Source organism: Micromonospora sp. WMMC250, assembly GCF_027460215.1.
GTDB lineage: Bacteria > Actinomycetota > Actinomycetes > Mycobacteriales > Micromonosporaceae > Micromonospora > Micromonospora taraxaci.
Window position 1 is genome coordinate 6696357 of record NZ_JAPZBJ010000002.1, and the last position, 23953, is coordinate 6720309.

The window sequence follows — 23953 nt, forward strand, 5'->3', positions numbered from 1 at the left end:
GATCTTCGCCCGTCGCCGGACGCCGCGGTTGATTGTCAGGCGTGCGCGTGCAGCGGCTTGCCGGCGAGGGCCAGGTGCGCCTCGCCCAGGGCCTCGTTCTGGGTCGGGTGGGCGTGCACGAGCTGGGCGACCTCGGCCGGGTAGGCCTCCCAGTTGTAGATGAGCTGAGCCTCACCGATCAGCTCACCGACCCGGGCGCCGACCATGTGTACGCCGACCACCGGGCCGTCCTCCACCCGCACCAGCTTCACGAAGCCGGTGGTCTTGAGGATCTGGCTCTTGCCGTTGCCGCCCAGGTTGTAGTTGTACGTCTTGACCTTGTCGGCGCCGTACTGCTCCTTGGCCTTCGCCTCGGTCAGGCCCACCGAGGCCAGCTCCGGGTCGCAGTAGGTGACGCGCGGGATGCCCACCTCGTCGATCACGGCGGGGGTCTGCCCGGCGATCTCCTCGGCCACGAAGATGCCCTGCTGGAAGCCCCGGTGCGCGAGCTGAAGGCCGGGCACGATGTCGCCGACCGCGTAGACGTTCGGCACGCTGGTGCGCAGCCGCTCGTCGGTCAGCACGTAGCCGCGGTCCATCTTGACGCCCTGCTCCTCGTACCCGAGGTTCGCGGTGCTCGGACCGCGACCGACGGCGACCAGCAGCAGCTCGGCCTCGACGGTCTCGCCGCCCTGGATGGTCAGCTTGACGCCGTTGTCGGTCTTCTCGACCTTCTCGAACGGCTTGCCGACCTTAAAGTTGATCTTCCGCTTGCGGAACGCCCGCTCCAGCGCCTTCGACGACTCCTCGTCCTCGGCGGCGACCAGTCGGGGCAGCGCCTCGACGATCGTCACGTCCACGCCGAAGGACTTCCACACGCTGGCGAACTCGACACCGATCACGCCACCGCCGAGCACGATCGCCGACGAGGGGATCCGGTCCAGGGTGAGGGCGTGGTCGCTCGTGATGATCCGCTCGCCGTCGACGTCCAGGCCGGGCAGGCTCTTCGCGTACGAGCCGGAGGCCAGCACGATGTTACGGCCGGTGTAACGCTTGCCGTCCACCTCGACCACGTTCTTGCCGACCAGCTTGCCGTGGCCCTCGACGATGGTGATCGACTTGTTGCCCTTCAACATGCCCTGCAGGCCCTTGTACAGGCGGGCGATCACGCCGTCCTTGTACGAGTTGACGCCGGCCATGTCGATGCCGACCAGCTCGGCCTTCACACCGAACTGCTCCGACTCGCGGGTCTGGTCGGCGATCTCGGCGGCGTGCAGCAGGGCCTTCGTCGGGATGCAGCCGTTGTGCAGGCAGGTGCCGCCGAGCTTGCCCTTCTCGACCAGCGCGACCTTCAGGCCCAGCTGGACGGCGCGCAGCGCGGTCGCGTAGCCGCCGCTGCCACCTCCGAGAATGACGATGTCGAAGGTCGCTTCGTTCGGCTCGCTCACGTCCAACTCCCAGGTCGCGTCGCTGCATCGGGGGTCACGGGGTTGTAACACGGACACACCCCACCTCGGTCATCTTGTCACCACTGGGCACAGGGTGCGTACCGAGGTGCCCAACGACACGTCATCGACACGTACCCTTGGCACCGTTGTCGATGACATACAGCTGGGGGAGAGAACCGGTGGGGTTGTTCCGGCGCCGCAAACAGACGGCTGTGCCGAGCCATGACCGTGCCGCCGACCGCGGCGATCTGGACCATCTCGAGAACTTCATCCGGAGTCGGCGGGGCGTCGAGGCGTTCATCGAGCCCAGGACGACGGTGACCGAGACCACCGTCATCCTGATCGCCGACGACGGAGAGTGGACGCGCCGGCGCATCGACGGCCCGGACGGCGCGCGGCGCTTCGCGTACCGGATGGGCATCCCGGTGTACGACGTGCGACTGATGGGCTACCCGCAGCGAATGCGCGACTTCAACGAGCGCCGCAAACGTCGCCCCGAGCTCTACTGACAGCGAGGGCCCCCGGCGTCGACCGGGGGCCCTCGCTGTCGGATCCGTCAGCCGTTGGCGGCGACGTCCTCCACGAGCTGCACCAGGGTACGGACCGGGACGCCGGTGCCGCCCTTGGTCCAGTAGCCGGTCGGCTCACCGGAGTGGTAGCCCGGCCCGGCGATGTCGATGTGCGCCCAGGCCACGTCGTCGGTGACGAACTCGCGCAGGAACACGCCGCCCTGCAGCATGTGACCGGCCCGGTCCATCCCGGCGTTGACCTGCGAGATGTCCGCCACGTCGGACTCCATGCCCTTGCGCACGTCATCCGGCAGCGGCATCGGCCAGGCCGGCTCGCCGACCGCGTCCCCGACCGTCTGGACCCGCTCGCACAGCTCCGGGGTGCCCATCACGCCGGCCATCCGCTTACCCAGCGCGATGACCTGACCACCGGTGAGGGTGGAGGTCTCGAACAGGTAGTCGGTGCCGTCGGCGCAGGCGCGGGCCATGGCGTCGCCCAGCACCATGCGGCCCTCGGCGTCGGTGTTGAGCACCTCGACCCGCTTGCCGTTGAACATCGTGATCACGTCGCCCGGGCGGTAGCTGGTGCCCGACGGCATGTTCTCGGCCATCGGCAGGTAGGCGCTGACCGCCACCGACGGCTTCAGCGCGGCGATCGCCAGCATGGCCGCGCCGACCGCGGCGGCACCCGCCATGTCGGACTTCATCTCCCACATGCCCTGCGCCGGCTTGATCGAGATACCGCCGGTGTCGAAGGTGATGCCCTTGCCGACCAGCGCGACCCGCTTGCCGTTGCCACCGCTCTGCGGGGTGTAGCTGAGCTTCACCAGCCGCGGCGGAGCCTCCGAGCCCTGCCCGACCGCGACGATGCCGCCGTACCCGCCGGCGACGAGCGCCGCCTCGTCCAGCACCTCGACGTCGAGGCCCGCCGCACGGGCGGCGTCGGCGACCGCGTCGGCGAACGACGGCGGACGCAGCTCGTTCGGCGCGGTGTTCACCCAGTCCCGGCTGGTGCGGACCGCGCCCGCCACCGCCTCGGCCCGGGTGACCTCCGCCTGGGCGCCCGCGTCGGTGGCGTCCGGCACCGCGATGAGCACCTCGGCCACCGGCTCCCGCCGGGTCGGCTGGGGGCGGGTCTTGTAACCGGCGAACCGGTACCCGCCGAGCAGCGCGCCCTCGGCGACCGCGCGCAGCTCCGCCGTCGCGTCCGCGTCGTCCGGCAGCGGCAGGGCCAGGGCGACCTTCGGCGCGCCGGCCAGGGCCCGCACCGCCGCGCCGGCGGCCCGACGCAGCGTCTCCGGGGCCGGGGCGGCACCCGACGGCTCCGGGCCGAGCCCGACCGCGACGACCAGCGGGGCGGTCACGGTGCCCAACGTGGCCAGCTTGACGACCTCACCCGGCCCGCCCGTCGCGCCGAGCAGCGCGAGGGTCTCGGTCAGCTTGCCGTCGAACGCGGCGGCGATGCTCTCCGCGCCACTGGCGAGCAGCAGGGTGCCGGCGAGGCCGCTGGTGGCGTCCTGCTCTCCGGTCTGGCTGTGCAGGCCGATGACGATCGCGTCGACGGCGAGCTCGGCCGGGTCGGTGTCGACCAGGCTCAGGTTGGTGGTGCGGGGTGATGTCACTGAAGCTACTCCGGGCGGGCCGGGCCGGTCGCGGCGTCGCGTACCGGCGGTGAAGGTCTCCGGCGGAACCTACCCGCCGGACGTGATGGTTGTCCCGCCGACAGCGTCAGAGGGCTCCCGCCGATGCTAACCAGCCACGTTGTCCCCGGTAAGTTGCCACCCATGACCGACGTGACCTCCGCCGCCGCCGCGACCCGGCTGCGACGTTCCCCGCTGCACGAGCGGCACACCGCCGCCGGCGCCAAGTTCGCACCCTTCGGCGGATGGGAGATGCCGCTGGAGTACGCCGGCGGTGGCGTGCTCAAGGAGCACACGGCGGTCCGGACGGCGGTCGGGGTCTTCGACGTGTCGCACCTGGGCAAGGCCCGCGTGACCGGGCCCGGAGCGGCCGACTTCGTCAACTCCTGCCTCAGCAACGACCTGGGTCGGATCGGCCCCGGCCGGGCGCAGTACACGCTCTGCTGCGACGACGCCACCGGCGGCGTGGTGGACGACATCATCGCCTACCTGTACGCCGACGACCACGTCTTCCTCATCCCGAACGCCGCGAACACCGCCGAGGTGGTGCGCCGGTTGCGCGCCGCCGCGCCCGCGCAGGTCACCGTCACCGACGAGCACGAGGCGTACGCCGTGCTGGCCGTGCAGGGCCCCCGCTCGGCGGAGCTGCTGGCCGCCCTCGGCCTGCCCACCGAGCACGGCTACATGAGCTTCTCCGCCGCGAGCCTGGCCGGGGTGGAGTTGACCGTCTGCCGCACCGGCTACACGGGCGAGCTGGGCTACGAGCTGGTGGTGCCGGCCGAGCACGCGGTGGCCGTCTGGGATGCGCTGTTCGCCGCCGGTGCCGCGTTCGAGCTGCGCGCCTGCGGTCTGGCCGCGCGGGACACGCTGCGTACCGAGATGGGCTACCCGCTGCACGGGCAGGATCTCTCCCTGGACATCAGCCCGGTGCAGGCCCGCTCCGGCTGGGCGGTCGGTTGGGGCAAGCCGGCCTTCTGGGGCCGCGACGCGCTGCTCGCCGAGAAGGCCGCCGGCCCTCGGCGTACGCTGCGCGGCCTGGTGGCCGTCGACCGGGCGATTCCGCGTCCGGGGATGACCCTGCACGTCGGTGACCGGCAGGTCGGCGAGGTGACCAGTGGCACCTTCAGCCCGACGAGGAAGCAGGGCATCGCGCTGGCCCTCGTGGACACCGACGCCAACCTGACCGACGGCGACGAGGTCGAGATCGACATCCGGGGCCGCCGAGCGCCCCTGACCCTGACCAAGCCCCCCTTCGTAACCCCCTCAGTGCGCTAGACCCCTGCCCCTGCCCCGGTGATCAAGAGCTTTGCGTCAGATTCGGACGGGATTCTGACGCGAACCTCTTGATCACCGGGCAACGGGTCAGGGGGTGGGGGGTTCGCCGGAGTCCAGGACCGCCTGGGTCCAGCCGCCCTGGATGACGCCGGTGGCGTCCAGGACCGCCCAGTCGACGACGTCGGTCGCCTCCACCACCACGGGTGCGCCGATGCGCACGCTCTCGTCGGTGGCGGCGTCGCTGGCGCTCACGCCGACGATCCGTTCCGGCGCCTCCCAGGAGGTCACGCCCGCCCAGACGTACTCCGGGCCGTCGTCGCCGGGCAGGCCGTACTTGACCACCAACTGCGACTCCGCGGGCAGGTGTCCGGCGACGAACCGGGCGCGCGCGTCACCCAGCGCGGCGCGGGCGGTGGCGACCGCCTGACTCATCGCGTCACCCGACCGCGCGTAGCGCACGTCCGGCTGGATCCCGGAGAACAGGGTCGCGCAGGCGGCCGCGTAGTAGCGCCCGTCCGGGCCCGGGTGACCGGCCGGCGGACGCAGGCTGAGGAACGAGTCGGCCTCCGGGTCGGTCGCCGGGTCCAGCTCAAGGCGCAGCAGCACCGGTGCGGTCGCGCCGTGCTGTTCCGGGTTGCCGTACGCCACGGCGATGTCGTGCCCGGTGACGGTGGCGAGCACCGGCAACTGCACGAACGCCGGAACCTCCTCGCCGGTGAGCCCGTCGGTCCAGTCCCGCAGCAGCCGGCGGGCCGCTCCGGTCATCACCGCACCCCAGGCGCGGGTGAGGTGGTCCGGAACGCCCTGGGTCTGCAACTCCAGCAACCCGAAGCGCCGCAGGCCCTTGGTGGTGAACCACAACCCCTCGGTGTCGGACGAGTACGGCACCAGAACCCAGTCGACCAGCCGGATCCGACCCTGCTCGTCGGGGAGTGAGCGCAACGCGGTCGCTGGGTCGAGGAACTGCAGACCGAAGACGTCCACCACGTCGCCGTCGTGGGATTCCGCCACGGCGGCCGCTACCGCGCGGGCCGCCCACTCGTGCGCGGGCGGCCAACCCGGCCGGTACTCGGCCTGAACGACCACCAGGTGGGTAGCGGCGGCCAGGCGGGCCAACTGCTCCTCGGTGGCGCCGAACGCGGTGAGCAGGTCCGGCGGCAGTTCCGGGAACTCGCTGATCGGTCGGGTGTCGACGCTCATCAGCGGGCTGTCGAGCATCTGCCGGGCCAACCCGTGCACCGGCTCGGCCAGTCGGCCGGTCAGCGCCGCCACAGCGGTCTTCGCGCTGACCTTCGGCAGCCCCGTCATCGGCACCAGGTAGGTCGCGCTGAGCGACTCCGGCACCGGTACGGGCAGGAAGTCGTCAGTGATGAGCATGGGGTTCCCCCGGTGGCCGTGCCGGTGCTGTCGAGCCGAACGCTACCCGGCCGGTCGTGCCCGGTTCAGGCGGACAGCACCAGACCCAGGTAGACCAGCGTGGTGACCACCTCGACCGTCGCGCCGAGGACGTCGCCGGTGATCCCACCGAGCCGGCGTACCACGTGTGTCAGCAGCGGTGCCGCGACGGCGAGCGCGGCGACGACGGCCAGCGGCCCCTGCCACGGGCGGCCCGGCACGGCGGGCACCGCCAGCAGCGCGACGGCGACCGCGCCGACGGCCGGCGCGACCCTGCCGACGGTGCCGGCCACGAGCGCGCCCAGCCCGTCCGGCCGGGCCGCCGGAACGCCCCGCCGGCAGGCCACCGTGACGCCGAACCGTCCGGCGGCGGTCGCCGTGACCACCGCCGCGACGCACGCCGGCCAGGACCGTCCGGCCAGGTCGGCGAGCGCCGCCGCCTGCACCAGGAGTACGACCACCAGGGCGACCACCCCGAACGGGCCGACGTCCGGCTTCTTCATGATCTCCAGGGCGGCCGCGCCTCGCCGGTACGAGCCGAGCGCGTCCACGGTGTCGGCGAGCCCGTCCAGGTGCAACCCTCGGGTGAGCAGCGCGGCGGCGCCGACCGTCACACCGGCGGCCACCAGTGGTGGAGCGAACGCGCCGCTCAGCAGCAGCACTCCGGCCAGCAGCGCGCCGAGCAGCGCGCCGACCGCCGGCGCGAGGGCCATCGCGGTGCCGGCGACCGGGCGGTCGATCCGTCCGGCCCGCACCGGCACCGTGGTGAACGTGGTGACCGCCAGCCGGGCTCCGGCGAGGAGCCGCGACTCAGCCGGCACGCCAGCCCGACGCCGGCTGGTCGTCCGCCCCGGTGCTGGCCGGGCCCGGGCCGGCCGGTTCCGGCTCGGCGAAGTCGGGCTCGGTGCCGTCCGGGTCGCTGTTGCCCGTGTCGAGGTAGCTCGGCTCGTCGATGGTCGGGACCGCTTCGCCGGTCGGGGTCGGCTCGCCGCCGCCGAGTGACGGGTGCATCGGCAGAGCGGCGGACAACGCCAGCACGGAACGCAGCAGCGGCAGCGCGACCAGCGCGTTCGCGCCCTCGCCCAGGTCCAGCCGCAGGTCGAGCAGCGGGGTGAGACCCAACACGTCGGCGGCGAGCCGTACCGCCGGGTGCCCTCCGTGGTCGGCGAGCAGGCACCAGTGCCGTGCCTGCCCGGCCAGGTCGCGACTGACCATGCCGGCGGCCACGCCGACCGGCCCGTCGAGCAGCACCGGCACCCGGCGGGCGGTGGCGCCGAGCAGCACACCGGTGGCCACCGCCACGTCGCCGCCGCCCAGCTCGGCAAGGATGTCCTTGGCTCCGCGCGACGAGCGGCGGGTGCGGTGCAGGGCGTCGCGCACGGCCGCGCAGCGGACCATCCACGCCGCGTCGTCGATCTCGCCGGTGTCGGTGATCACCCGGCCCAGCACGGTGGGGGGCTCCGCGCCGGCGGTCGCCGCGAGCACCGCCGCGGCCGCCGCCTCGGTGCCGGCTCCGCAAGCCCCCAGGACCAGCAGTTGTACGCCGGCGTCGGCCGCCTGTTCGGCCAACCGCCAGCCGTAGCGCAGCGCGGACTCGACCTGGTCGAGCGTCAACGCCGGCTCGGTCTCCATCGCCGCGGACGCGGGGACGTCGACCACCTGTAGGCTCGCGCCGTTCTCGGCGGCCAGCCGCGCCAACACGCCCTGGCCGGCGCGGGCCTGCGCGGCCCGGCGCGCCGACTCACCGGCGACGGCGCCGGCCGACCCTCCGCCGGCGTGGTCGCCGTGCAGCAGCAGCACCCGCACCGAGCCCCACGCCCGCGGGGTCGGGGTGCCCTGGGTGGCGGCGGCGAACCCGACCACCCGGTCCAGCACGCCCAGCCCGGCGCCCGGTACGTCCAGCGTGGCCAGCCGGTCCACCGCCTGCGGGCCCGCGTACTCGTCGGGCATGGGCAGCTCCATGCCCGGCTGGATGACCAGCCCGGTGGCCACCATCGGCAGCGCCATGGTGGGCGCGGCCCAGGGGTTGCCGGATTCTTGGTTGGGTGCGGGCGGCGGCGTGTGGGTCAACACGTCGGGCAGTTGCACCTCGGGGATGCCCTCGGCGTCGGCCAGGGTCGCCACGACCGGTGCGGTGGCGGTGGCGGGTGCGGCCGGTTCCGCCGGTGCGGCGGTGCTGGCGGAGGCCGCCGTTGCGGCGGTGCTGGCGGAGGCCGCCGGTGCGGCGACGGGCTTCAGCCAGACCGGCTGGCCGGCGACGACCAGCACCACCGCGTCGCAGGCGTCGGCGACCGCGCGGTTGGCAGCGCCCAGCGCGTCGGTGAACGCCCGGCCCAGCGGGGTGGTCGGCACCAGCGACAGCCCCACCTCGGGGCTCACCAGCACCACCCGCGCCGAGCAGGTGCGCAGCGCGTCGGCCAGCTCGGCGATCGTCGCCACGTCGTCGGCGGGCTGGTGGTCTGGGTCGAGCAGCACCGTCACCCAGCCGCCCAGGTCGTCGACGAGCAGCGTCTCGTTGGGCTCCGCGGACGCGAGCACGTCGGCCAACCGGCGTGGGTCCTCGGTGGTCTCTTCGGTGGTCCAACTGCCCGGCCGGCGGGCGCGGTGCGCCGCCAACCGGGTCGCCCACTCGGTGTCCTCCGGGTCGCCCTCGGGCGCGGTGGCGACATAGCGGACCACCGGCGCGTCGGTGACCAGGGACTCGGCGAACTCGGACTTGCCAGACCGGATACCGCCGAGCACCAGGACCGTGTTCCACCCCTGTACGGACATGCCCGTACCTTAGTTCTCATCCTTCGGGGCGGGGCACCTCGCCCCAACCCTGCCGAAGATCAAAGCCCGTTCCGCAACCATTGCGGGAAAGCGTCCATTTTCCTGCCGGACGCGATGTGACCCCGGGCCGCTTCACCCGCCGCCGCTGGCAATCTTCAACACTTACCGTTAGCGCGTAACGGAAAGTGTCCAAGATTCACCCACCAGCTCCCGCGAGGTCGCGCGTCGGCGGGAACCACCGGCGCGGGCAGCGATGATCAATCGCAGTGTTCGAAGCCGCTGCCGTAGCTGGCCCCGCCGGTCGCGCCGCCCCACTTCACGCACGTCCCGGCGGCACTGGCCTTCACCGGCCCGGCGTAGTAGTCGAAGGACCCGCTGTCGGTGCTCCGGGCCCGCCCCTGCACCTCCAGGTACGCGGACGCCGCCGACTTCGTCCCCACCGAGGTGTCCTTGAGGGTGACCACACAGTTGGTGCCGGTGCCCGAGTGGTACGTCAGGAAGACCCGGCCCTTGCGCTGCCCGTCGGTACCGGTCAGCGTGGCCGAGTCGATCACCTGGTAGCCGCTGCCGCACGCCTGCGCCGCCGTGTACGGGTTGGGCCGGCCGGACGGGGTGCGGCTCGGCGTCGGTCGGCTGCTGGTCGTACCGGTCGGCGTGCTGCCCGGTGCGCCGACGGTCCGGCCCGGCCCGCCGCTGGCCGTCGCGTCGGCCGGGGATCCGGTCGGATCGGCCGTCGCGGCGCGGGTGGCGCCCGGCGTACCGCTGGGTCGGGGCCCGGTCGTGGTCGCCTGCCCGGGCGGCAGCGGTGCGTCGGTGCCCGCCGCGGACTCGCCGGCGAGCACGGGTGGCTGGTTCGCGGAACCCGGCTTCGTCTCGGGGCGGAGCGCCACCACGGCCACCGCGATGACAAGCGCGACGAGGACGACAGCAGCGGCCCCGACCAGCAGCGGCCGGCGTCGGTTGGTCGGCGCGGACTGGAGCGCGTCCTCCCGGGTCGGCTTCGGTTCGGTGGTGGGTTCGGCGGCGAAGCCCGCCGGAGGGGGAGGGGCGGCGGGCCCGGCGGGTGGGGTCTGCCCGACCGGCGGCGCGGGGGTCGGGACGGCGGGTGGGGTGACCGACGGGGTGAGCGGTGCGGCGACCGCCCACGGTGGGCGGGCCGAGACCGGGATGCTCGCCAGTGTCGAGTCGCGGGCGTCGGCGGCGGCCGCCGCCAGTTCGGCAGCGCTGCCGAACCGGTCCTCGGGCCGCTTGCCCAGCGCGCGAGCCACCACGGCGACGACCGCCGGTGGGGTGCCCGGCGGCAGTGGGGGAGGCTCCTCCTGGGTGTGCCGCAACGCCACCGCGAGCGGGTTGTCGCCGTGGAACGGCGGCTGCCCGGCCAGGCAGAAGTACGCCACCGCGCCGAGCGCGTAGACGTCGGTGGCGGCCGAGACGGGCTGCCCGGTGGCCTGCTCCGGGGACATGTACGAGGCGGTGCCGAGCACCATGTTCGCGGCGGTCAGCCCGGCCATGTCCCGGGACCGGGCGATGCCGAAGTCGACCAGCACCACGGTGCCGTCGGCCTTCACCAGCAGATTGCCCGGCTTCACATCCCGGTGCACCATGCCAGCGAGGTGCGCGGTGTGCAGCGCGTCCGCGGCCTGGGCCAGCACCGACATGGTGGTGGCGCCGTCCAACCGCCCCGCCGCGCGTACCCGGGCGGACAACGGTTCACCCTCGACGTACTCCATCACCAGGTAGTCGACCTGGCTGCCGTCGGCGAGCACGGCCTGCCCCACGTCGTGCACCGGCACCACGCCGGGGTGCCGCAGTGCCGCCAGCATCCGCGCCTCGGCCCGGAACCGGGCGGTGAACTCCTGATCGGCGACCAGCGACGGCAGCAGCACCTTCACCGCCACCTCGCGTTCCAGCAGCACGTCCGTGCCGCGCCAGACCGCGCCCATCCCGCCCGTCGCCACCCGTTCGCCCAGCCGGTACCGGTCGCCGAGCAGCACTCCCCGAGTCAACACCGGGCCACCGTACCGGTCGGCCTCGATCGAATCGATCCACCTGCGGGTCCTGCCGGGGGCAGCGAGGGGCCGTTGCGCGCCGGGCCGACTACGCTGGCGGGGATTCGTCCCACGGGGACTTCAGCGGCGAGGGGAGACGCGGCATGGCGTGGAGCTGGCGGTACGAGGGCACGGACGGTCAGACGGTCGAGGGACCGGCGGAGTCGTTCGGCAGCCAGGCCGACGCCGAATCCTGGATCGGTCAGACCTGGCGGGAACTCGCGACGTCCGGCGTCACCTCGGTCGCGCTCGTCGAGGACGACCGGGTGGAATACCGGATGAGCCTGCTGCCCACGGCCGAGTGATGGCCTACGACCGGCCGGGCACCGACGGGCTGGTCCTCGGCGTGCCCAAGGCGGCGTTTCGGCCCAGCCCGATCTTCCTCGGCCTGGTCGCCCTCTTCGCGGTCAGCGGGGTGCTGGCCTGGAACGGTTACGGCAACGTCCGGTTCAACGTGTTCCTCTTCGTGGTGTCCGGCTGGCTGGTGTCACTGTGCCTGCACGAGTACGCCCACGCGGTGGTGGCCTACCGGGCCGGCGACCGGGACATCGCCCACCGGGGCTACCTGACGCTCAACCCGTTGAAGTACACCCACCCGCTGCTGTCGATCGTGCTGCCGGTGGTGGTGTTGCTGCTCGGTGGCATCGGCCTGCCCGGCGGCGCGGTCTGGGTGGACCGGCACTCCATCCCGGGTCGACTGCGGCACACCCTGGTCAGCCTCGCCGGCCCGGCGACCAACGTGCTGTTCATGCTGGTGCTGGTGGTGGCGGTACGACTGGGCACCCAGTCGGGTGGGCCGGTGGAGTTCTGGGCCGGGGTGGCGTTGCTCGCCTTCCTCCAGCTCACCGCCAGCGTGCTCAACCTGCTGCCGGTGCCCGGTCTGGACGGCGGCAACATGATCCAGCCGTGGCTCAACCCGCAGTGGCGCAAGATGTACGACCTGTTCGCCCCGTACGGCTTCATCCTGCTCTTCGCGCTGCTGTGGAACCCGCGGATCGGCGGCTGGTTCTTCGACGCGGTCTTCGCGGTCGGTGACCTGCTCGGTCTGCCGTCGTGGCTCTACGCCACCGGCCTGGACCTGATCCGCTTCTGGCAGAGCTGAGCTGACCCGGCCCGGCCGGCGCGACGATTCGCGCCAGCCGGGCCGGTACGGCGTCAGGGACGCTGCGCGGGGGACTCGGTCTTCGCCGGGTCCCGCTCGGTGACCGGCTCGACGATCTCGTCGATCGCCTTGAGCAGCTCGGCGTCGAGCTTCACCCCGGCCGCCTTCACGTTGTCGTGCACCTGCTCGGGGCGGGACGCGCCGATGATCGCCGACGAGACGTTCGGGTTCTGCAGGACCCACGCCACCGCCAGCTGGGCCATGCTGAGCCCGGCCTGCTCCGCGAGGGGCTTGAGCCGCTGCACCCGGGTGAGCACGTCGTCGTTCATGAACCGGGAGATGAAGCCCGCGCCGGACTTCTCGTCGGTGGCGCGGGAACCGGCCGGCGGCGGCTGACCCGGCAGGTACTTGCCGGAGAGCACACCCTGCGCCATCGGCGACCAGACGATCTGCCCGATGCCCAGCTCCTCGCTGGCCGGCACGACCTCGGCCTCGATGACCCGCCACAGCATCGAGTACTGAGGTTGGTTGGAGACCAGCGGGATGTGCAGCTCACGGGCGAGCGGGTGGGCGGCGCGAAGCTGCTCGGCGGTCCACTCGGAGACGCCGATGTAGTGCGCCTTACCGGAGTGCACGACGTCGGCGAACGCCTCCATCGTCTCTTCCAGCGGGGTGCTGTAGTCGTACCGGTGGGCCTGGTAGAGGTCCACGTAGTCGGTGCGCAGCCGGCGCAGCGAGCCGTTGATCGACTCCATGATGTGCTTGCGGGAGAGGCCACGGTCGTTGCGGCCCGGCCCGGTCGGCCAGTAGACCTTCGTGAAGATCTCCAGCCCTTCGCGGCGCTCGTTCTGCAACGCCCGGCCGAGCACGTCCTCGGCCCGGGTGCCGGCGTACACGTCGGCGGTGTCGAAGGTGGTGATTCCCGCGTCGAGGGCGGCGCGGACGCAGGCGAACGCGGCGTCCTCCTCGACCTGGGAACCGTGGGTGATCCAGTTGCCGTACGAGATTTCGCTGACCAGCAGGCCGGAACGGCCCAGGTGTCGGAATTCCATGTACCGACCCTAACTCCGCTAGATCACTAACGTCGACCGGCCACTCACAGCACGGGATTGGCATCGGTGAGTAGCCGGTCGATCTCTTCCAGCACCTCCGCGCGGTCGCGGTGCACCGGGTCGATCAGTGCCGCGCCGCGCCGGTCCAGCGCACCCCACCGCCCGGTCTCGGTGGCGACGAGGAATGCCACCGGGTGGATGACCAGCATCGGATGCGCCGGGGGAACGAGCAGCGTGCCGGTGCGGTCCACCACGCCGCGCCGTCCGGCCACGTCGACCACCGCGAGGCCCTCCTCGGTGAAACCGTCGACCTGCTGGCCGTCGGCCAACTCGGTGACGAACCCGTGGTAGCGCGTGGGCACGACGACCCGGCCGGTCCGGTCGACCGCCCCCCACCCTTCGCGCCGGACCGCGGCCAACCCACGGCGGAAGGGCCGTACCTCGGCGAAGTTGGGCGCCACCTGCACCGTGCCGGTCGCGTCGATCGCGGTCCAGCCGCCGTCGCCGACCACCCAGGCCAACCCGTCGCTGAACGGGTGCGCCGCCCGGAAGGACGGCGGGATCACCGTCGTACCCAGCAGGTTGATCAGCGACCACCGGTCGGTGTCCGGACGGCGGACCCAGGCCAGCCCGTCGTGGAACGGTTGCACCTCGGCGTACCGGGCGGGGACGACAAGGTCGCCGTCTGGGCCGGTGTAACCCCACAGCTGCCCGTCGCGCTCCGGCAGCGGGGGCCGGTCGCGGTCGAGCACCTCGTCACGACTCCGGGGGTACGGCCCGAAGCCACCGGTCGAGGCCCGGACGCTGACCGCGTCGAGCGCCACCCGGATCCGCCCCAGCAGTTCGGCGTCGCCGGCGCCGCGCAGGTCGAGCGCGTCCTCGAAGTGCTCGCAGGCCTCCATGAGCCGTCCCTGGTCGTAACACGACCGCCCGGCGTGCTCGTGCAGCGCGGCCCGCAGCCGGTCGGGTAGCTCGACCGAGTTGGCCTGGGCGAAGAGCTGGTCGGCCTCGGCGAAGTCGCCGCGCCAGCGCAGGACGTGGGCCAACCGGGCCTGGGCCAGCGCGGTCCGGCGCAACTCGCCGGTCGCCTCGGCGTAGGTGAGGGCCAGCCGACCGTCGGCCAGCGCGTCGTCCAGGTCGCCCAGGATCCGCGAGGTCACCGCGCGGAGGCTGAGCAGTCGGGCGCGGGCACGGTTGTCGACCGCCGAACCCAACTTCTCGGTCAGTCGTCGGCGGATGGCCCGCAGGTCGTCCGGTTCCGTCAACTCCTCGCGCAGCGTGACCGGGTCCAACCGCCAGCGGTACGCCGCGAGGACCTGCTCCGGGTCACCCGGGTCGGCCAGCGACGGGCGGGCGGCCACCGGAGGGGCCTCGACGGGCGGTGCGGACACCGGCGCGTCGTCCCCGCCGCTCCTGGGGCCGGGAACGGCCGAGGCAGGCGGCGCGGAGGTCGGTGCGGGCGGTGCGGAGACGGGGGCTGCGGAGACGGGCGGTGCCGAGACGGGGACTGCCGAGTCTGGCTCTGCGGCGGCCGGTGGTGCGGAGAGCGGCTCTGCGGCGGCCGGTGGTGCGGAGAGCGGCTCTGCGGCGGCCGGTGGTGCGGAGAGCGGCTCTGCGGCGGCCGGTGGTGCGGAGAGCGGCTCTGCGGCGGCCGGTGGTGCGGAGAGCGGCTCTGCGGCGGCCGGTGGTGCGGAGACGGGCGGTGCGGAGACCGGTGCTGCCGGCACGGGCGCGGGGGAGACGGGCGGTGCGGACACGGGTGCCGGGAAGGCTGCCTCGGCCGGCGCGGGTGGCGCGGACACGGGTTCTACGGGAACCGGGGGCGCGGACACGGGTGCCGGGAAGGCCGGCACGGGCGGCGCCGACACGGGTTCCACCGAGGTCGGCGGCGCGGAGACGGGTGCTGTGGCGGCCGACTGTGTGGGCGCAGGGAGTGCGGAGACTGATGCGGGCGGCGCGGAGACGGGCGGCGCGGAGACGGGCGGCGCGGGAGGGGCGGAGACGGGTTCGTCCAGGTCGTCGTCCGGCGTCTCGGATCGCCAGACGTCCGCCGGTCCGGTGCTGCTCGGGCCGTCCACACCGTCCCACGGGTACTCGTGCGGGGCGGCCACCTCGCCGGCCGGCTGCTGCTCGACCGTGCCGGCGTCCTCGACGGGCGTGACCTGCTCGTGGTCGGCGTCGGCTTCCGGCTGGTGGTGCGGCGTCACCTCGGCGGGTACGCCGGAGACCGGCCGGTCGCCGTCCGCCATGGCCCATTCGATGGGCGGCGGTGTGTCGCCGGCGGGTTCGTCCGCCCAGTCGGGCGCGCTGCCGGCGGTCGGCTCGGCCGGCGGCGCGGAGACCGGCCCGGGTTCGTCCGTCGAGGTCGACCCGCCGATGGGCTCGTCGGTCGGATAGCCGGGGGACGTCGGCGCCGACACGCCCCAGTCCGTCGTGTCCGAGGCGGTGGCGAGGTCGAGGTCGTCGGCCGCCGACTCGTCGTCGGACGACCGCCGGTCCGACGCCGGCTGGCTCTGCTCGGGCTCGGCCTGCTGAGCGGGGCTGAACCAGGCGTCCGGCCCGCGGGTGCCCCGAACCTCGTCCGGCTCCCGAAGGGGTGCCACCGGCTCTTCCGAGGGCGGCGGGGGTACGTAGCGACGCGGCGTGCCGGGGGCCGGCGGAAGCGTCAGTTCGACGTCCTCCACCGGAGGATTCTGGGCTGCCGGGGTCGGGGCCGTCGGGATCGGCGCGGGTCGGCCGGCCGGCGGGTCCTGGACCTGCCAGGCGGGCGGCGGTGCGACCGGCGGACGGGTGTCCGCCGCCGGGGCTGGCCGTTCCGCCGAGGTCGGCCCGTGCGGCGCGACGGGCCGCTCCGGCGAGGTCGGCCACTGCCGCGAGTCGCGCCGCTCCGGCGAGTACGGGCGTTCCTGGGTGTGTGGGTGCTGCGGCGAGCCCGGCTGTCCGGGCGCGTGTGAGCGCTGCGCCGAGTCGGGCCGTTCCGGCGAGTACGGGCGTTCGGGTGACGGCGGGCGTTCCGCGGAATGGGTGAAGTCCGGCGGGGCCGGGCGGCGATCGGTCGGGGTGCTTCCGCCCGCCGGGTCGCCGACCCGTCGACGATCCGGGCCCGGCTCCTGGCCGCGCCGCTCGACCGGGCGGTCGCCGACGTCCGGGCCGAGGTAACGCGGCGGCGGTGTCGGATGCGGCCGGTCAGCCGCCGCCAATCCGGTCGGCGTCCGTGGCTCGGGTGTCGGTGGGACGTCCGGCCGTTCGTCGACGTGCGGCGGATCCACCGGCGCGGGCAGGTACTCCAACCGCAGGCGTGCGGCAGGTGGACCCGAGACGGGAACATCGCTGGCCGGGGACACCGGGGCGGCCGACACCGGGCGGTCCCGGCCGGGCCCGGCGGGGGAGACGGGCGCCGTCGAGGAGATGGGTGCGGGGGACACGGGCGCGGGCGACACCTGTCGCTCCGGGGTGACCGGCGGAACGGGTGTGGCACGGCCCGGTGGGGCCGGTGCCGCTGGCGCTGCCGCGGCGGGACGCACCGGCCGCTCGTCGTACCGGGAGGGGGCGGTCGACTGTCGTTCGTCCGGGCGGGCCGGTGACCGCGACGGCCTGGCCGGCTCCTCGCCTCGATACGGGTCCGTGGTGCGGTGCGGCTCCGCCGTGCGGTACGGCTCGGTGCGGTGGCTCTGCTCGCGTGTGCGGTCCGGACGAACCGGGCCCGGTGGCGGCCAGGGCAGGCTGCCGTCGGGCCGCTGGCCGGGCCGAGGCTCGCGGTAACCGTTCTCCTGGTGCGCGTCGTCGCGGCGTCCGTTGTCGCGGTGCCCGTCCTCGCGGTAGGCGTCCGGGCGGGCCTCCTCGCGGGAACGCCACTCCGGGTACGCCTCGGCGCGCGCGACGGCCTCACGGGGCTGCTGCCGGTGTGGGTCGGTGTCGGGCCGACGCCGGTCGTCGTCACGGCGGGGCTGCTCCGGCATGTCCGGCTCGGGCCGGTGCCGTCGTCCACCGTTGGGCGTCCGGGCTGCCTCGGCCGCCTCGTCCGCCCGGTAGTGCCGCTCCGGGCGACGGCCGTCGTCCACGGTCCGGTCCGGGTACCCGTCGGCGCGGTACCGCGCGCGGCCGTCCACCGACGCCCACCGGTCGGCGCCGTCGGCGGGTCGGTCGTCGGCGGTGCGGCCGTTGCGGTCACGGGCGGGCCGTTCGCCGTACCCGTCGCCGGGGTGCCGCTCGTAACCGGCGGCCGGGCGGTCCTGCGTGCCTCGACGACGAGCCGGGTCGTCCGGCTCGGGCATCCAGCCGACGTCGGACCGGGGCGCCGGAGACACCGGCGGTGTGCCGAGGTATCCCCGGTCCCGGTCGGCGGGTTCCGGTCGCGCGCGCCGACCGTCGTACCGCTCGGATGCGGGCTGGTCCCGGTGCCAGGCGGCCTCCCGGGCCGGTCCCCGCTCGTCGGCGGGGCGTCGGTCGGACCAGGCGGTACGCCGGTCCGTCTCGGGCGAGCGACGGTCGTCGCGCCGGGGTGGCTCCGGTAGTGGCCGGCGGTACGGCTCGTGGTCGTAGGTGCGGGAGTCGGTGGTGTCGGGGCGGCCGTAGGTGGACCCGTCGAGGTCGCCCCGGGGTCGACCGTAGGTCGGTGTCTCACCGGCGCCCTCGTCCACCCAGGACCTGGTGGGTGGCGGCTCCGCGGGCGGTTCGTCGGCCCAGGACCGGCCGAGGTACGTGCCGTCGGGGCGGGTCGGGGCCAGCGGCGGGACCTCGGCTCGGCCGGTCACCGTCGCACGACCGCGCGACGGCGGCTGGTGGAGCGCACCGATGTCGCCCGGGTAGCGCTGGCCGGGGAACTGGGGGTGCCACTCGGTTGTCGGTTCGACCACCCAGGACGGTTCGTTGGGGTCCGGCCACCGGTCGTCGTAACGGCCGTTCATCCGTCGAGCCCGTCGCCGTACCCGACCACTCGGCCGACCCTCGACGGAGGTGAGCTGTGCGCAGCCACGACCGAGTGAACCCCGGGCGTCCGGTCGCCGCCTGCCACGCTCCGGTGGCCGGCTCGCGTCCGCTCGCTCACGGCGTTGTCACCTCGTTGCAAATTGTCGCGCTGGGGCCTCGCGTGCCGGGTCAGGTCGCCCGCTCCGGCAGCCCGTGGCTGCGGATGGAGGGTAACGGCGTGGACTCGCTCACCGCCACTGTGGTGCTGCCGATGGGCGCAAACGTTATCCCATTGGTTTCGGACATTTGGTCCTATAACCGAATCTGGTCTTCGACCATACCGCACCCCACGGCCATCCGACCCGGGTGGGATCCGTCTCCGGTCAGGGGTGCTCCATGATGAGGACCGCGAAGGTGCCGGGCGCGAGTGCCTCGTAGCTGTGCGGGGCGTCACCGGGAAACGTGGCGTAGTCGCCGGGGTCGAGTTCGACAGGCGCCGTCTCCGGGCCCGCCCGCAGTCGGCCGGCGGCCACCACCACGTGCTCGACGCTGCGCGGGGTGTGCGCGTCCGCGGTTCGGACAGCGCCTGGTTCCAACTCGATCAGGTAGACGTCGCGGCGCAGGTGCGCGGCGCCCGCGCTGAGCAGCGTGCCGGTGAAGTCGGCCTGCTCCGAGCGGACGTGCGGCCCATCTCCGGCCCGGACCACCCGTACGTCGAGGTCGTCGGGCTCCACCAGCCGGCTGAACGGTACGCCGAGTGCCACGCCCAGAGCCCAGAGCGTCTCCACGCTCGGGTTGCCGGTGCCCGCCTCCAGTTGGGAGACGGTGGACGTCGACACGCCTGCGCGGTGGGCCAGCTCGGTCACCGAAATGTCTACCCGTTCCCGCTCCCGACGCAGGGCTGCGGCGATGGTGGCCAGCGGGGCCGCGGGTTCCGGAGCCATGCCGTCACTCCATTGCGTCGAGCGTTCGGGGCGCACGTTCAGCCTGGGGAACTCTTCGTACGCTACAGCGAACAGCCGCCCCGCCCCGGCAGGACCGGGAAGGAGCGGCAGGGGCGGCGCACCAGAACGAAACTGCTGCCTCGCGGATCGCGCGGCAGCAGTTCGGGGATCGTGACAGTGCGTGGGGGAGTCGGGTCAGACCTTGTCGCCGAGCTTGACCTGCGGAGCCGGAGCGCGCATCCGCCGGAACGTGATCGACCGCATGACCGCGTAGAGGTAGAGCGACCCCATCCGCTGGTCGGTCTTCGGGAAGCGCTCCCTGACCAGCTTGCCGATCTTGCGACAGATCAGCACCGAGTCGACGACCACACCCAGCGCCAACGCGCCCCAGAGCAGGTTGGAGATCAGACGGACCGGCGCCGGCATGGCCGCGTTCGACCCGATCAGCACGATCAACGCACCGCCGAAGAACCAGGTGCCGACGGTACGCCGGGAGTCGACCACGTTGCGGGCCAGCAGCCGCTCCGGGCCACGGTCGCGTGGGCCGCCCTCGCGGCGGAACTCCGATGCGGCCTCGGCGCGCAGTTGGCGGCGACGCTCCCGCTCCTCCTCCTTGGTGAGGGGGCGGCTGGGGCCGGCCGGGCGGCGACCGACGGTCGGCCGCTTCGGAGTCTCCCGACCCTTGGCAGGGGTGTAACCCCGGGGACGCTCGGCGGTCTCCTCGGGGGTCACCGAGGTGACGGCCTCGTCGACGAGGTCGGTGGACTTGCGGCGAAAGAGCGACGGCACGCGGCAAGGGTAGCCAACGGTCCGCGCCCGGTGCACATCGCGGGTGCACCGACGACGGCTCCAGCTCGGACGCGCCGAGCTGGAGCCGTCGTGGTGACCGGAAGGTGGTGGACGTTACGGACGTTCGGCGTGCGCGCCCAGGTCCGCGAGCTTCGCCTCGAAGTCCTCGTAACCCCGGTTGATCAGGTCGACGCCGTACACCCGGGAGGTGCCCTCGGCCGCGAGAGCCGCGATCAGGTGGCTGAACCCGGCGCGCAGGTCCGGGATGACCAGGTCGGCGGCGTGCAGCTTGCTCGGCCCGGCGATCACCGCGGAGTGCTTGAAGTTGCGGCGGCCGAAGCGGCACGGGGTGCCGCCGAGGCAGTCCCGGTAGACCTGGATGTTGGCGCCCATCGAGTTGAGCGCATCGGTGTAGCCCAGCCGCTGCTCGTAGACCGTCTCGTGGACGATCGACAGGCCACGGGCCTGGGTGAGCGCCACGACCAGCGGCTGCTGCCAGTCGGTCATGAAGCCGGGGTGCACGTCGGTCTCCAGCGCCACGGCGTTCAGCTCGCCGCCGGGGTGCCAGAAGCGGATGCCGCCCTCCTGGCCCGGGTCGCCCAGCTTCGGCGCGCGCGCGTCGGTGACCTCGTACTCGCCGCCGACCGACCGGAAGATGTTCAGGAAGGTCATCATGTCGGCCTGCTGCGCGCCGAGCACCTCGACGTGACCACGGGTGGCCAGGGCGGCAGCCGCCCAGCTCGCCGCCTCGATCCGGTCCGGGATGGGCCGGTGGGTGTAGCCGTGCAGCTTCGGCACGCCCTGGATCTCGATCACCCGGTCGGTGTGGACCTTGATGATCGCGCCCATCTTCTGCAGGATGCAGATCAGGTCGATGATCTCCGGCTCCACCGCGGCGTTGCGCAGCTCGGTGACGCCCTCGGCCATCACGGCGGTCAGCAGCACCTGCTCGGTGGCGCCGACGCTCGGGTACGGCAGGGCGAACTTGGTGCCGTGCAGCCCGTTCGGCGCGGACAGGTGCAGACCCTCCGGCCGCTTGTCGACAGTGGCGCCGAACTCGCGCAGCGCCTGGAGGTGGAAGTCGATCGGGCGGGGGCCGATGTGGCAGCCGCCCAGGTCCGGGATGAACGCGTGCCCGAGCCGGTGCAGCAGAGGACCGCAGAACAGGATCGGAATCCGGCTGGAACCGGCGTGCACGTTGATCTGGTCGGTGCTGGCGCTCTCCACGTTCGCCGGGTCGAAGACGAGCTCGCCGTCCTCGGTGCCGTCGGTGACCTTGACGCCGTGCAGACCGAGCAGACCCCGGACCACCTCGACGTCACGGATCTTCGGCACGTCGAACAGTCGGCTCGGGCTGTCGCCGAGAAGCGCGGCGACCATCGCCTTCGAAACCAGATTCTTCGCGCCGCGCACGCGGATCCGCCCTTCGAGCGGAGTGCCTCCGTGCACAACCAGGACGTCGTCGGTCAACGCAACCTCCAGCGCGTCGGTGCTGCCGTGTTGATGGTGGGGCGCCTGAACGTTGTCGCTACCCCGGATGCGGCCATGTCGAAACGGCCCGCTTGTGTCGTCGCTCCGGCAGCATAGCCCTCGGTGACGAAAAAGGACTCGGTCACATCGGCGTGTGTGGCATTAATCGGTGATCCGGCACTTTTGCGTACCAAGAACGCTACGGATCGTGATCAGGCCGCCGCCGGTGGCGGGGTGTCCGAACCGGGCAGGGCGAGCATTTTGTCCAGCGCGGTCCGGGCGTGCTGCGCCGTGTCCGCGTCCACCGTGATCTGGTTGACGACCCGGCCCGCGACCAGCTCCTCGAGCGCCCAGACCAGGTGCGGCAGGTCGATCCGGTTCATCGTCGAGCAGTAGCAGACGGCCTTGTCCAGGAACATGATCTGCTTGTCCGGGTGCGCCAGCGCGAGCCGGCGAACCAGGTTCAGTTCGGTGCCGAGCGCCCACGCCGAACCGGCCGGAGCCGCCTCGATGGTCTTGATGATGTATTCGGTCGAGCCCACGTAGTCGGAGGCGGTGACGACCTCGTGCCGGCACTCCGGGTGGACCAGGACGTTGACCCCGGGCACCCGCTCCCGTACGTCGTTGACGCTGTCCAGCGTGAACCGACCGTGCACCGAGCAGTGCCCCCGCCAGAGGATCATCTTGGCGTCACGCAGCTGCTCCGGGGTGAGCCCGCCGTTCGGCTTGTGCGGGTCGTAGAGCACACAGTCGTCCAGCGACAGGCCCATCTCCAGCACCGCCGTGTTGCGGCCCAGGTGCTGGTCGGGCAGGAAGAGCACCTTCGACCCCTGCTCGAACGCCCAGTCCAGGGCGCGCTTGGCGTTGGAGGAGGTGCAGACCACGCCACCGTTGCGGCCGACGAAGCCCTTGATGTCGGCCGACGAGTTCATGTACGTCACCGGCACCGTCTCGCCGGCGATGCCCAGCTCGGTCAGCGTGTCCCAGGCGGCCTCGACCTGGCCGAGGACGGCCATGTCCGCCATCGAACAGCCGGCGGCCAGATCGGGCAGGATCACCCGCTGCGCGTCGGTGGTGAGGATGTCGGCGCTCTCGGCCATGAAGTGCACGCCGCAGAAGACGATGTACTCCGCGTCCGGACGGGCGGCGGCCTCCCGGGCCAACTTGAACGAGTCGCCGGTCACGTCGGCGAACTGGATCACCTCGTCGCGCTGGTAGTGGTGCCCCAGCACGAAGACCTTGCTGCCCAGCTTCGCCTTCGCGGCCGTGGCGCGAGCCACCAGATCCGGGTCGCTGGGCGCCGGCAGGTCGCCCGGACACTCGACGCCACGCTCGGTGTCGGGGTCGCTGCCCCGGCCGAGCAGCAGCAGAGCCGTCGCCGTGTTGGAGGGTTCCACCCAGGTCGAAGTCACGTAGCCCATGGTCCCACAGCGCGAGCGCGCCGCAGCTTCCTCCGGTGTGGGCTGCCACACTGCTCGGCATGCGCGTGCTGCTCTGCCCGGACAAGTTCGCCGGCACCCTGTCCGCACCGGAGGTGGCCGCCGCGGTAGCCGACGGTTGGCGGTCCGTAGCCCAGGGCGACGACCTGCTGATCCGGCCGCTCGCCGACGGTGGGCCGGGCTTCGTGGAGGTGCTCGCCGACGCCCTCGGCGGGCGGCGGGTGCCGGTCCCGACGGTCGACCCGCTGGGCCGGCCGGCGGCCGGTGAGATCCTGCTCACCGCCGACGGCACGACCGCCTACCTGGAGAGTGCCCAGGCGTGCGGCCTGCACCTGCTCTCCGCGACGGAGCGCGACCCGAAGACCACCACCTCGTACGGGCTGGGGCTGCTGGTGGCCGCAGCGGTGGAGAGCGGCGCCCGGACGGTGGTGATCGGGCTGGGCGGCTCGGGCACCAACGACGCCGGCGCCGGGATGCTCGCCGCGCTGGGCGTCACACCGCTCGACGGGGGTGGCGCCGCGCTCCCGTACGGCGGGGCGGCGCTCGCCGCTGTCGACGCGGTGGACGGCGTACCCCGGCTGCGTGGCGTCCGGCTCGTCGCGGCCACCGACGTGGACAACCCCCTGCTGGGCCTGCACGGCGCGAGCAACGTGTTCGGCCCGCAGAAGGGCGCCGACCGTGCTGACGTGCTGCTGCTCGACGCCGCGTTGGAGCGCTTCGCGGCGGTGCTGGAGCGGGACCTGCCCGGTTGCCCGGCCGGGCTCGGCACGGTGCCCGGGGGCGGTGCCGCCGGCGGCATCGGCGCCGCCCTGCTCGCCCTGGGCGGCGGATGCGAATCGGGCATCGGCCTGGTCACCACTGCCACCCGGCTGGACGACGCGCTGGACACCGCGGACCTGGTGATCACTGGTGAGGGGTCGTTCGACCACCAGTCGCTGCGCGGCAAGGTGGTCGCCGGGGTCGCCGGGGCGGCCCGTGACCGGGGTGTCCCGTGCGTGGTCGTGGCCGGGCAGGTGAGCACCGGCCGGCGGGAGGCCGCCTCGGCGGGGGTCACCGACGCGTACAGCCTGGTGGAGCACTTCGGTGGCGAGGAGGGCGGCGGGCTCGACGCCGCGCTGAGCCGACCCGCCGAGGGTTTACGCGAGCTGGGCGCCCGGCTGGCCCGGCAGTGGAGCCGCTGAGC

General features: G+C 73.3%; 16 protein-coding genes and 1 pseudogene. 5 read left to right on the top strand and 12 right to left on the bottom strand.

Going from position 1 to position 23953, the window contains the following annotated elements; translation table 11 throughout:
• Positions 1 to 35 precede the first annotated feature (35 nt).
• Positions 36 to 1427, bottom strand: coding sequence for a dihydrolipoyl dehydrogenase (gene lpdA, locus O3438_RS30540; RefSeq protein ID WP_269683000.1), 1392 nt, complete (start codon positions 1425 to 1427; stop codon positions 36 to 38).
• A 179-nt stretch (positions 1428 to 1606) separates the two neighbouring features.
• Here lpdA and O3438_RS30545 point away from each other — a divergent pair, with 179 nt between their 5' ends.
• On the top strand, positions 1607 to 1936 hold the full coding sequence (locus tag O3438_RS30545) for a hypothetical protein (protein ID WP_269683001.1): 330 nt from the start codon (positions 1607 to 1609) through the stop codon (positions 1934 to 1936).
• A gap of 47 nt (positions 1937 to 1983) precedes the next feature.
• Here O3438_RS30545 and O3438_RS30550 read toward each other — a convergent pair whose 3' ends face one another.
• Entirely contained in the window at positions 1984 to 3558 is a 1575-nt protein-coding gene (locus O3438_RS30550; RefSeq protein ID WP_269683002.1) for a leucyl aminopeptidase, read from the bottom strand.
• 162 nt (positions 3559 to 3720) lie between these two features.
• Here O3438_RS30550 and gcvT point away from each other — a divergent pair, with 162 nt between their 5' ends.
• Positions 3721 to 4851, top strand: a complete 1131-nt coding sequence (gcvT, locus tag O3438_RS30555) for a glycine cleavage system aminomethyltransferase GcvT (RefSeq protein WP_269683003.1) — start codon at positions 3721 to 3723, stop codon at positions 4849 to 4851.
• A gap of 87 nt (positions 4852 to 4938) precedes the next feature.
• On the opposite strand, the gene O3438_RS30560 is transcribed toward gcvT, so the two are convergent.
• The 4 genes and pseudogenes from O3438_RS30560 to O3438_RS34385 all read right to left on the bottom strand — a co-directional run.
• A complete protein-coding gene (locus tag O3438_RS30560) occupies positions 4939 to 6228 on the bottom strand; it encodes a DUF2314 domain-containing protein (protein ID WP_269683004.1) in 1290 nt (429 codons plus the stop codon).
• Positions 6229 to 6293: 65 nt separating this feature from the next.
• Complete coding sequence (locus O3438_RS30565; protein WP_269683005.1) at positions 6294 to 7067, bottom strand: adenosylcobinamide-GDP ribazoletransferase; 774 nt, start codon at positions 7065 to 7067, stop codon at positions 6294 to 6296.
• On the bottom strand, positions 7057 to 9018 hold the full coding sequence (locus O3438_RS30570) for a bifunctional adenosylcobinamide kinase/adenosylcobinamide-phosphate guanylyltransferase (protein WP_269683006.1): 1962 nt from the start codon (positions 9016 to 9018) through the stop codon (positions 7057 to 7059). The genes O3438_RS30565 and O3438_RS30570 overlap by 11 nt, the downstream gene beginning before the upstream one ends.
• Positions 9019 to 10190: 1172 nt before the next feature.
• Positions 10191 to 11027: pseudogene (locus O3438_RS34385) on the bottom strand (serine/threonine-protein kinase); the annotation flags it as partial.
• 143 nt (positions 11028 to 11170) lie between these two features.
• Between O3438_RS34385 and O3438_RS30580 the strand changes: the two are divergent.
• Together O3438_RS30580 and O3438_RS30585 are read left to right on the top strand one after the other, a co-directional pair.
• On the top strand, positions 11171 to 11371 hold the full coding sequence (locus O3438_RS30580) for a hypothetical protein (RefSeq protein ID WP_088988327.1): 201 nt from the start codon (positions 11171 to 11173) through the stop codon (positions 11369 to 11371).
• Positions 11371 to 12168 carry a site-2 protease family protein gene (locus O3438_RS30585; RefSeq protein ID WP_269683007.1) on the top strand — a complete coding sequence of 266 codons (798 nt, stop codon included), beginning with the start codon at positions 11371 to 11373 and terminating at the stop codon, positions 12166 to 12168. Before O3438_RS30580 ends, O3438_RS30585 begins: the two co-directional genes overlap by 1 nt.
• 53 nt (positions 12169 to 12221) lie before the next feature.
• On the opposite strand, the gene O3438_RS30590 is transcribed toward O3438_RS30585, so the two are convergent.
• From O3438_RS30590 to nadA, 6 genes are all read right to left on the bottom strand, one after another.
• Complete coding sequence (locus tag O3438_RS30590; RefSeq protein ID WP_088988329.1) at positions 12222 to 13220, bottom strand: aldo/keto reductase family protein; 999 nt, start codon at positions 13218 to 13220, stop codon at positions 12222 to 12224.
• Positions 13221 to 13264: 44 nt separating this feature from the next.
• Positions 13265 to 18127 carry a WG repeat-containing protein gene (locus O3438_RS30595; protein WP_269683008.1) on the bottom strand — a complete coding sequence of 1621 codons (4863 nt, stop codon included), beginning with the start codon at positions 18125 to 18127 and terminating at the stop codon, positions 13265 to 13267.
• A 384-nt stretch (positions 18128 to 18511) separates the two neighbouring features.
• Positions 18512 to 19072 (bottom strand): helix-turn-helix domain-containing protein, encoded by a 561-nt coding sequence (locus tag O3438_RS30600; protein ID WP_269683009.1) that lies wholly within the window; start codon positions 19070 to 19072, stop codon positions 18512 to 18514.
• A 195-nt stretch (positions 19073 to 19267) separates the two neighbouring features.
• On the bottom strand, positions 19268 to 19861 hold the full coding sequence (locus tag O3438_RS30605; RefSeq protein ID WP_269683010.1) for a DUF3043 domain-containing protein: 594 nt from the start codon (positions 19859 to 19861) through the stop codon (positions 19268 to 19270).
• A 114-nt stretch (positions 19862 to 19975) separates the two neighbouring features.
• Positions 19976 to 21331 (bottom strand): UDP-N-acetylglucosamine 1-carboxyvinyltransferase, encoded by a 1356-nt coding sequence (murA, locus tag O3438_RS30610; protein ID WP_145779648.1) that lies wholly within the window; start codon positions 21329 to 21331, stop codon positions 19976 to 19978.
• A gap of 212 nt (positions 21332 to 21543) precedes the next feature.
• Positions 21544 to 22743, bottom strand: coding sequence for a quinolinate synthase NadA (nadA, locus tag O3438_RS30615; protein WP_269683011.1), 1200 nt, complete (start codon positions 22741 to 22743; stop codon positions 21544 to 21546).
• A 68-nt stretch (positions 22744 to 22811) separates the two neighbouring features.
• Between nadA and O3438_RS30620 the strand changes: the two genes are divergently transcribed.
• Positions 22812 to 23951 carry a glycerate kinase family protein gene (locus O3438_RS30620; protein ID WP_269683808.1) on the top strand — a complete coding sequence of 380 codons (1140 nt, stop codon included), beginning with the start codon at positions 22812 to 22814 and terminating at the stop codon, positions 23949 to 23951.
• The last annotated feature ends 2 nt before the right edge of the window (positions 23952 to 23953 follow it).

What these genes read in the sequence shown, in the direction of transcription:
- gcvT (WP_269683003.1), top strand. Translation starts at nt 3,721, where the DNA reads ATGACCGACGTGACCTCCGCCGCCGCCGCGACCCGGCTGCGACGTTCC.
- O3438_RS30560 (WP_269683004.1), bottom strand. Translation starts at nt 6,228, where the DNA reads ATGCTCATCACTGACGACTTCCTGCCCGTACCGGTGCCGGAGTCGCTC.
- O3438_RS30570 (WP_269683006.1), bottom strand. Translation starts at nt 9,018, where the DNA reads ATGTCCGTACAGGGGTGGAACACGGTCCTGGTGCTCGGCGGTATCCGG.
- O3438_RS30580 (WP_088988327.1), top strand. Translation starts at nt 11,171, where the DNA reads ATGGCGTGGAGCTGGCGGTACGAGGGCACGGACGGTCAGACGGTCGAG.
- O3438_RS30585 (WP_269683007.1), top strand. Translation starts at nt 11,371, where the DNA reads ATGGCCTACGACCGGCCGGGCACCGACGGGCTGGTCCTCGGCGTGCCC.
- O3438_RS30590 (WP_088988329.1), bottom strand. Translation starts at nt 13,220, where the DNA reads ATGGAATTCCGACACCTGGGCCGTTCCGGCCTGCTGGTCAGCGAAATC.
- O3438_RS30595 (WP_269683008.1), bottom strand. Translation starts at nt 18,127, where the DNA reads ATGAACGGCCGTTACGACGACCGGTGGCCGGACCCCAACGAACCGTCC.
- O3438_RS30600 (WP_269683009.1), bottom strand. Translation starts at nt 19,072, where the DNA reads ATGGCTCCGGAACCCGCGGCCCCGCTGGCCACCATCGCCGCAGCCCTG.
- O3438_RS30620 (WP_269683808.1), top strand. Translation starts at nt 22,812, where the DNA reads ATGCGCGTGCTGCTCTGCCCGGACAAGTTCGCCGGCACCCTGTCCGCA.